This window comes from Ferrimicrobium sp., assembly GCF_027364955.1.
GTDB lineage: Bacteria > Actinomycetota > Acidimicrobiia > Acidimicrobiales > Acidimicrobiaceae > Ferrimicrobium.
The window spans coordinates 1-8736 of sequence record NZ_DAHXOI010000043.1; the positions used below are offsets into that span (position 1 = coordinate 1).

Below are 8736 nucleotides of genomic sequence, written 5' to 3' on the forward strand. Positions count from 1 at the left end.
TGGAGAGGCGAGGGGTGCGCCTGCTAGGCCGAGAGCTAGAGGCTCCAAGTTCGGCCTCCACGGTACGTGTCCGTAACAACGAGACGTTGGTGACCGATGGTCCTTTCGTAGAGACCAAGGAGTTCATCGCAGGTTTTGACATACTTGAGTGTTGTGACCTCGATGAAGCGATCGAGGTCGTGGCGAAGCATCCGGTGGCGTGGTTCCACCAGATCGAGATCAGGCCGTTTCGCGATGGACTGGAACTGGGGGCACCAGCCGAGCGCTTTGGTGCCGGCGACGATGCCGTTGGCAACCCATACTGCTTGATGCCTTGCCTTGACGGTATCCCTGCCGCTCCTGAGGTTGAGGAGTCGATCATGCGCCAGAGCATCGAGTGGTGGGAGGACCTCAAGGCTCGTGGCATCGGGGTGTTTGGGCACCCACTCGCTCATAAAGACACGGCCACTACCGTACGGGTCCGTAACGGCGAGATGTTGGTGACCGATGGTCCTTTCGCCGAGACCAAGGAGTTCGTCGGCGGAATCGCTGTGATCTCTTGTGACGCGCCCAAGGAGGCAATCGAGATTGCGGCCGCGCACCCGCTTGCTCAGTATCACATGGTCGAGGTGCGGCCATTCGTCCGCCAATGAACTCGGAGGATGTGAAGCGGGCGGTGGACGTTGCCTTCCACGAAGAGTGGGCTCGCATCGTGGCTACCCTGATCAGGCGCACCGGTGACTGGGATCTGGCTGAGGAGTGCGCCCAGGAGGCCTTCGCAGAGGCGCTGCGAAGTTGGTCGGTGAGTGGTGTTCCACAACGTCCCGGTGCATGGCTCACGACCGTCGCCGGGAACCGGGCCATCGACCGGTTACGGCGAGCGACCCGAGGTGTCGAATTGGTTCAACAGGTGGCGCTCGCGTCGTTGCAGCCAGGGGTGGAGGAAGAAGCGATGCTCGAGCTATTCCAAGAGACTGATACAGTCACCGATGATCGCCTCCAGCTGATGTTCACCTGCTGTCATCCAGCGCTGCCGTTGGAGGGCAGGGTGGCATTAACGCTTCGGAGCCTTGCGGGACTGAGTACAGCCGAGATTGCGCGCGCCTTTCTGGTGTCCGAAGCGACGATGGCCAAACGCCTCACCCGTGCCAAGGCAAAGATCCGAGCGGCTGCGATCCCCTTTAGAGTGCCACCAGCGCACTTGCTTGGCGAGCGTACTGCGGGCGTGCTGGCAGTACTGTACCTCATGTTCAACGAGGGCTACTCTGTCTCCGAGATTGACCACACGAACCTCTGTGGGGAGGCGATCCGGTTGACTCGTGCTCTCCGTCAGCTGATGCCAGATGAACCTGAGGTGACCGGTGCCTTGGCGCTGATGATCTTACAGCATTCGCGTCGCGGTGCCCGCTTTGGCGCAGATGGGGAGTTGATCACCCTTGAAGAACAGGATCGGGACCTTTGGCAAGGTGTGGAAATCCGCGAAGGGATCGAATTGCTGGACTCTGCCTTGAGGTGTCGCCGGGTCGGCCCTTACCAACTCCAGGCGGCGATCGCCGCCTGCCATTCTCGGTCAGAGACCAGTGCGGACACCGACTGGGATGAGATCTCGGGCCTCTACGGTCTCCTTGACAAAGTGATGCCATCACCGGTGGTACGACTCAACCGAGCCGTTGCGGTGGCGATGACGGGAAATATCGAAAAAGCACTCGCGATCATCGACGAGCTAACCGATCAAGGGGAACTAGAGCGCTATTACCTCCTTGAAGCCACACGTGCCGACCTGCTGCGCCGCCTCGGCAATCAGATGAGCGCCGCAGCTGCCTATGCGAAGGCGTGTACGCTGGCACCATCAGAGGTCGAACGACGATATCTCCGTCGTCGATTAGCTGAGATCACCACTTCAGCGGGAGGAGAATAAGCCCATGGTGTCAGAGATGCCAAAGGAGTACCAAGCGCTGTCGTCCTCTCTAACCCACCAACGCAGCCACATTTTCGAGGCGCTTGCTGGCCTCGGGGGCGAAGATCTGTGCCGTCGAATGCTTCCCTCGCACTGGACGTGCCTTGGACTTGTCAATCACTTATCCCTGGATGTCGAACGTTTCTGGTTCCAGGCTGTCATTGCTGGTGACCAAAGCGCGATAGCGGACGCGTTTGCCTCGGCGAGCAACGCCTGGAACGTTGACCCCGATGTCTCAGCCGACTTGGTACTTGATGGCTACCGGCACAACATCGAGCTTTCCGATGCAATTGGCGCTACCAGTTCCTTGGACGTGGCACCCGCATGGTGGCCACAGAGTCTCTTTGGTTCCTGGCGCCTCGATAGCGTCCGAGAGGTCATACTCCACGTTATCACCGAGACCGCCGCCCACGTTGGTCACCTCGATGCCGCACGTGAGTTGATCGATGGCAAACAACGACTTGTCCTCACCGATTGATCGCGATGTTTGCCCCCGGTCCTCGCCCGATCGGTTTGGGCTCTAGCATGATACCAAGTAGCATTTACTCCCTCCCGATTGGTTCTCAACGGCGCGAACTCTAATGAATTGGTTCGTTGCAACCGAGTCAGCCTCGAAGTTGACTACGATGCGCGAACAACAGTCGCTGCCTTGATTATCCCCTAGGTCAGACCATGTGACGGCAGTGGCCCAGCTCTCAAGCTCAGCAATAAAAGCATTCGGCCGAACCGTGCGGAATCCACAGCAACGGGTAGCGAAGTATAATCGACATCAGTTCAAGCTGGCACACTCACTAGTGATCTTTGGGTACCTTACGAGGGTGAAGGGTTTCGCCACGCATCAGCATGTCGATGTACTCTGTGAGCTTGCGTTCCCTGGTTGTGGGGCGCTTGACGGTGGTGAGCCGGTAAAGAATTGCATAGCGATTTGCTGAATCCAACGTGTCGAACATCGCGGCGGCTTCGGGATTGTCCGCGAATGCCTGTGCGAGATCGGGCGGAATTTGCATGTCGGCCTGGCCGAGGTAGGCCGCTTGCCACCGTCCTTGAGCCTTAGCCGCTTCGACGGCCTTGATCCCGGCTGACTGCATCCTGCCAGCTTCGGTGAGACGAGCCACATGTTGGACGTTCTTAGCAGACCAGGAACTCTCCGGTCGACGTTGCGTAAACCGCTGGCGATAGCTATCGCTATCGCGTCGTGCGATCTGTCCATCGATCCAGCCAAAGCATAGTGCCTCGTCAAGGGCCTCGGCATAGGTGAGAGATGTTGCCTTGCCACCCTTTTTGTGCAACACCAGCCATACGCCTGGGTGATTGGCATGGTGAGTGTCCAGCCACGCGTGCCACGCATCGGCGTCTGTTACGAGTAGCTCGGCGAGCTCAGTCATGTCGACAGGTGCTAGGTCGCGGTGCCGGAACGTAGACTCAGACAAAACGGCTGACCGTCGGGGTCAAGGAGTACGCGCCAACGCTCTCCACCGGGTTGGAAGTCAGGCTGTCTTGCTCCAAGAGCACACAGGCTCTTCGTCGCCCGGTCGAGGTCCTCTACCTGAAAGTCGAGGTGGAACCGTTTGGCGCCTGTCTCATCTGGCCACGGTGCGGGTCGAAAGTCCTCGATTTTGCCGAAGCCTATCTTGATACCGTTGCCTTCGACCATCCCATAGCTGTCGTCGCTGTAGGTGACCTTCCAGCCGAGTGCCGCCGCGTAGAAACTCGCCAGCCTCGCCGGGTCCGCGCAGTCGATGTTGAACATTGCAAACCCCGCTATCGGGGCACCGGGTTCGTAACGTAGTTGCGCGCGAGTCATCGTTGTATCATATGCATGGGTTTCAAACGTTGTCAAGCGCCCGACACGTGACCAATACTCTTGGTATATTGAGTCTGGTGGTTGCCGATCACTTGAGTGCATCTGTCGAAGAGATCACAGCACTCGGCCCGTCGGCTCCCTTCGCAATTACCGCCCGTCATGAGTGAATAACCCCGGGTTTACTGGAGACTCCTCTCTTCGCCTGGGTTGAGGTGCGCGTGGTCCATCTGCGAGGCGACATATATCGACAAAATATTGCCCATTATAGCCGCAATCGAAGGTCCCTTATGCGGCTGGTAGAGCTGGGAGACCAGTGGGATTATCCACCGTCACGGTGCTCAACGTGGTCCAGGAGCTTGCTACCGGCGTGAGGAAGTAGGGAGGGGAGAGATAGGCGAGTCGAGGATCGTAACTGTAGTTCGTCGCGTAGCCGTTGGTGATGGTTGTCCCCTGGAAGGTGCCTTCGATATCGGCATAGTTGCCGGCCAGAGCACCGCGGAGATAGATTGTCCCTTCAAATGGGAGTTTCCAGAAGTCTTGTACTGCGAACGAGTGCTGGAGCGTCAGGATCGCTGCCATGATCACGGGATCATTCGAGGGGTAGGAGTAACAAGTATCGGGCGTGGAGTTGGTGCTCGCAAAGTCATTGCTTACCTGGACAAAGTTGTCGGCGATCAGGCCTAAGAGACTCGAGGTGCCGTTCGCTCCACAACCGGCGTACTCAAGGTTGCCGGTAATCGTGATGTTGTTCTCTGATGCGGCAGTGAGCTGGCCATTGAGGGTGCCCTGGATGTCAAGGTTCCCCTCTTGACATGGGGCATCCTGCTGATCGATGTTGATGGTTCCAGAGGCACAGGTTTGACTGTTGGCCTCTGCCAGGCTAGCGACGTACATCACGCCATTTGCGGGAAGAGGGATATCGTTGCCGACGCAGGTGGTGTTCTTGGTCTGCGGGGAGACCACCGTCATGGTCGTTCCATTGAGCGTCACCTGCGTGGGTCCATAGTAAAGACAACCACCGGCGGCGGCGATCTGTTCGAGATCCTGGTCCGACTGCGGCAGGGCTAGCGGGGTATGGTATTGCACGTTGCCCCCCACATTGAAGACGGGGTTGTCGACGTTGTTGCCGTTTAAGTAGGCGTCGATGGGATCTATCCAGTAGGGGTGAGAGGCGTTGCCGCTGGTCAACGCGGAGGCCGAGTAGACGGGACCGTTGAAGACCGGGTCCCCTGCGAGATAGAACATGTCATTGGAAAAAACAGGGCCGTTGAAGGTCTGACCGGTTACGTAGAAGTTCAGGAGTTGCTCGCAGGTGGGGAGGATGGGTCCGTTAGGAGGCTGGCCATTTGTGCCATTGGATTGGGCAAAGGAGAAGTTGCAGTCACTCTCGGCCTTGTTGTTTGGTAGTTGTGCTGCATGCACAGCGAAGACTGGATCGATCAGCATTTTGTTGTCAAAGATCAGATAGTTGAGGAAACTTTGGGAGCGGAAGGAGGCGTTGAGGGTGACATACTGGGTGTTTGGGCCACTCGCCGCAGCGCCAGTTACCAGGAGTTGTACGATGCCACTGGAAGCGGTCTGGGTGTTGTTGACGGCATAGTGGAAGAACTCGGTGGAGGACCCGGAAACTGGTTCCCACCCAGTCAGTGCGGTGTTGGTGACTGGAGGAAGGTTGTTAGCGTCGTAGCGCCAGTAGTTGCCGAGCTGGTTGATCGAGTACTGATCTAAGAGATTTTCGTAATTGGCTACGCCTGCCTGGGCTGCGGCGAGTGCCGTTTGATTTTCTTGGCGTTGTTTGGTCTGTGGTAGTTGGCCGACTGATGCAGCGACCAGACCAGCTGGGATCAGGGTAATCAACATGACTGCAATGATGACAAGGATCAGTGCGTCGCCATGCTCGTTGCGAACGTTCTTCTTCACGGTGCTTCCTCCTCGGCGATGGTCTGTGTTGGTGAGCTTGACCCGGGAAGCGCCACCAGTGTCTGGCTGGTAGTCGTTCCCTGGTCGGTTACGTCCTCGGTGATCGTGACGCCGATCAGATGGATCCCGGCCAGGATGGTCGGATTGGCGGTACCTCCAGCCGGGATGGCCACCTCGGCTTGGCTGAGCTGGCTGGGGTTCGATGGCGTCTGGTAGTACAAAAAGAGCTGGGGTGATGCGAGGGTGAAGCCGAGGTTGGTGATGGGTGCCGAGGACTGTTGCTGGGTCAGAAATTGCGCATCCACCTGGCACGGACACTGCGTTGTCGTGACCCAGATATCTTCGATGCCAAGCCTGCCACTCGTATCGATGGCGTCGAAGCTGAGCGAGGATGGTGAGGCAGCTAGGAGTGCGCCATCTCCGGTCGTCGTGGCCTGACTCAGGAGCCTGGTGAGTTCTGTAGAGCCGAGATCTGACGATGCAGTCGCCGCTTGTGAGCTGAGCGTGGCCTGTTGGATGACCTCAAATGAGGTGATGACCTTATAGGTGATCAGACTCAACACGCCGGTCAAGGCGCCAGCGATGACCAGCTCAACGATGCCGAGTCCATCGTCGCTGTTAAGGGAGTGTGATCGGAACATCGAGCATTCCTCCCCCTGGTGTGGCAAGGGCACCGGTCGATGGGTAGGCAAGACTGGAGGACCCAGATGTGATGGTCAAGGTTATTGCACCGATGGGGGCCAGGAAGGACAGCTGCCCACTACTGTTGGTGGTGCCAACGTCGGTAAGCGAGTTGGTGCATCCCTCCAGAGGCGTGCCCGAGTTGGTCGTTTGGATGATATGGACAGCCGCGTTCGCAACCGGCGACCCTTGGCTCGTCACCGTGAGGGTGATTGGTTGTCCAAGAAGGTTGAGCGTGGCGCTTCCTCCCGGGGGCGCCACCACGGTCGGCCCCAAGTCAATTCCGGAGAAGGAGGTGTACAGTGTACATTGGCCAAGCCAGGCTTGATAGCCCGAGATCGCCGGAAAGATGTTGGAGATTGGGGTGGTGCCGCCCGGCGCATAGACCGTTTCGCCTCCGGGAAGTGAAGTCGATCCGAGAGAGATCCCAAATTGCCAAGGAACGGTGATGTTCGGTGGGGCGATCGTGATCGTAGCTGCTTGGGCGTAGGTGAAGTCGGCTTGGGAGTTGGCAGAGGCAGTCACGGAGAGGGTCTGGGAAGGCGTCGGGTTTGCCGTAGGACTTATCCAATCTTGACCACTGGGTGCGGTGAGTGCAACCGTATAGTTACCCGGTTCCAGGAAGGGGAAATAGGCGCAGCCTTGGGTGTCAGTTTGTACTGTTTGTGCGCTATCGCTGGCAGCTCCTTGGGCGGTGAGTTGCACGGTGATGTCACCGTCTGGCGCGGCCGCTTGGTTCTCTACGACCACCAGAACAGAGCCCGTTGTCGGCGAACTATATCCAGCGGGTACGTGGTAGCCAGTGGTACTGCGTACCGGTGGGAATGGCGCCATATTGGTCCAGGTCACCGTCACCGAGGCTGAGAGGATTGGCTCTAGGACCTGGCTCGATCCACCATTGGCATTACAACCGTCAGGATTGCTGGTGCCTTCGGTCCAGTACAGGTCGTCGGCGATCGTGTAGGTGATTGGGCCAACCGTCTCGGTATGGCTCGTGGTACCGAGCATCGTTGTGAGATTCGCAAATGATTGATTCGCCTCGGCGTTGAGGACCTGTATCTCAGATTGGGCCAGGTCGGAGGCGGTGACTTGTTGGCGCGATGCGACTGACAGCTGCGTCGATTGTTCGATCAAGTAGGTTGCAGGTCCTACGACAATGGCCAAGATGGTGAACGCGACAACGACGCTCACCAGTGAGAGCCCCTGTTGATCTCGGTGCAGTGAGAGAAAATGTCCGATCACATGGTGAATATCGGCAGAGTATGGGCTAAAACTGAACACCCAGAGTAGTGCCAGGACGTGGCAGCCAATCTACGCGGGCAAGATCGAGACTGATGTACAAGGGAACCGCCGCGAAAGTCGCGTCGACGTATCGCCGGTCATCCCTCGCGTCGCGGTCATGGTGTCGGTGCGATACGACGACTACGTGCTGCCGGCGGTGTGCTGAACTGGGATGCGCGTGGGCGGGTATCTCTCTGGAACAACGACACTCCTTCCAGTAGGGAGGAGTAGCAGTACCAAGGATTGACGGTTCAGTGGTCCCATCGATGTTGGGGGTCAAAGCGGTGCGCGCTTTGCGCTTTTTACGCTAACCGACCGCAGCGTATCCTTAGTGCACGGCGCCGAGTGAGATGGGTGCTTGTCGTGTGGTTTACTAGGGGGTATGCGTTCGGTTAGGCGACATCTCGGTGCGCAAAGCTCACGCTCGAGAGGGTATGCCGAACTTTGGCCACTCCGTGGAGGCCCAACTCACGCCGGTACTCCGATGAGTGAAGCGGCTGCTGCTGTTGTTCAAAGAGTTCGAGTTGCTTCTTGGTCATGTCGTTAGTATGTGTTGAGGTTCTGACAGCTCAGTGGTCAGCCCACAAAAGTCGTTTCGTACCACGGATTTGTCGGTGGTGTTCAGTGCAGGCCTCTTCCTCGTCGGTTCAACCAGTGATGAGGGCGCTACCCGTGAAGAATTGCCGAGGAGTACTTCCGATGCTCGTAGGCGTCGACTCCACTGGAGGACAAGACGGTTGGCTCTGCGGCACTATCCAAGAGGACTCGTTTATCCCCCCGAGTGCGGTACTCGGCTTGGTTCAAGAGCGATACGGATGACTTTGGTTGTGATGTATGGCAGCTTCGTTGGGGAATCCCGCCGCAGTTTCCTTCATCGGTTGGGCGCGGACCCCTTGAGGTCCCCTTAGACCGTAGTTCCCCCCAAACCACCCCTCTTCTACCCCCAAAGTGACCCCCTATCAGGGGATTGTTGTCTGGGTGGGTCAGAAGTGTAGGCATGTATTCTCAGGAATGAGTGAGATTGGTTGCTCATGGCCTTGACACATATGCGGTAGTGATCTAGAATAGTACGCATGTATGTGGCCAAGGTTCCCAATCGTAACTCCCCGCCGGC

General features: G+C 57.9%; 9 protein-coding genes. 3 read left to right on the top strand and 6 right to left on the bottom strand.

Features of this window, described 5'->3' with window-relative positions:
- The 3 genes from M7Q83_RS13330 to M7Q83_RS13340 all read left to right on the top strand — a co-directional run.
- Nucleotides 1-632 (top strand): YciI family protein (locus tag M7Q83_RS13330; RefSeq protein ID WP_298339839.1); only part of this gene is annotated, 632 nt, incomplete at its 5' end.
- Nucleotides 629-1897 carry an RNA polymerase sigma factor gene (locus M7Q83_RS13335; protein WP_366526424.1) on the top strand — a complete coding sequence of 423 codons (1269 nt, stop codon included), beginning with the start codon at nucleotides 629-631 and terminating at the stop codon, nucleotides 1895-1897. The genes M7Q83_RS13330 and M7Q83_RS13335, both read left to right, overlap by 4 nt.
- A 4-nt stretch (nucleotides 1898-1901) precedes the next feature.
- Nucleotides 1902-2414, top strand: a complete 513-nt coding sequence (locus tag M7Q83_RS13340; RefSeq protein WP_298339845.1) for a DUF664 domain-containing protein — start codon at nucleotides 1902-1904, stop codon at nucleotides 2412-2414.
- 313 nt (nucleotides 2415-2727) lie between these two features.
- Here the strand turns inward: M7Q83_RS13340 and M7Q83_RS13345 are convergent, their stop codons facing one another.
- From M7Q83_RS13345 to M7Q83_RS13370, 6 genes are all read right to left on the bottom strand, one after another.
- Nucleotides 2728-3321 (bottom strand): YdeI/OmpD-associated family protein, encoded by a 594-nt coding sequence (locus M7Q83_RS13345; RefSeq protein WP_298339848.1) that lies wholly within the window; start codon nucleotides 3319-3321, stop codon nucleotides 2728-2730.
- An 11-nt stretch (nucleotides 3322-3332) separates the two neighbouring features.
- On the bottom strand, nucleotides 3333-3740 hold the full coding sequence (locus M7Q83_RS13350; RefSeq protein ID WP_298339850.1) for a VOC family protein: 408 nt from the start codon (nucleotides 3738-3740) through the stop codon (nucleotides 3333-3335).
- A gap of 285 nt (nucleotides 3741-4025) precedes the next feature.
- Nucleotides 4026-5660, bottom strand: a complete 1635-nt coding sequence (locus M7Q83_RS13355) for a hypothetical protein (RefSeq protein WP_298339853.1) — start codon at nucleotides 5658-5660, stop codon at nucleotides 4026-4028.
- On the bottom strand, nucleotides 5657-6301 hold the full coding sequence (locus M7Q83_RS13360; RefSeq protein WP_298339858.1) for a hypothetical protein: 645 nt from the start codon (nucleotides 6299-6301) through the stop codon (nucleotides 5657-5659). Before M7Q83_RS13360 ends, M7Q83_RS13355 begins: the two co-directional genes overlap by 4 nt.
- Nucleotides 6279-7622 carry a carboxypeptidase-like regulatory domain-containing protein gene (locus M7Q83_RS13365; protein WP_298339861.1) on the bottom strand — a complete coding sequence of 448 codons (1344 nt, stop codon included), beginning with the start codon at nucleotides 7620-7622 and terminating at the stop codon, nucleotides 6279-6281. The genes M7Q83_RS13360 and M7Q83_RS13365 overlap by 23 nt, the downstream gene beginning before the upstream one ends.
- A 392-nt stretch (nucleotides 7623-8014) precedes the next feature.
- Entirely contained in the window at nucleotides 8015-8161 is a 147-nt protein-coding gene (locus M7Q83_RS13370; protein WP_298339864.1) for a hypothetical protein, read from the bottom strand.
- Between the last annotated feature and the right edge of the window lie 575 nt (nucleotides 8162-8736).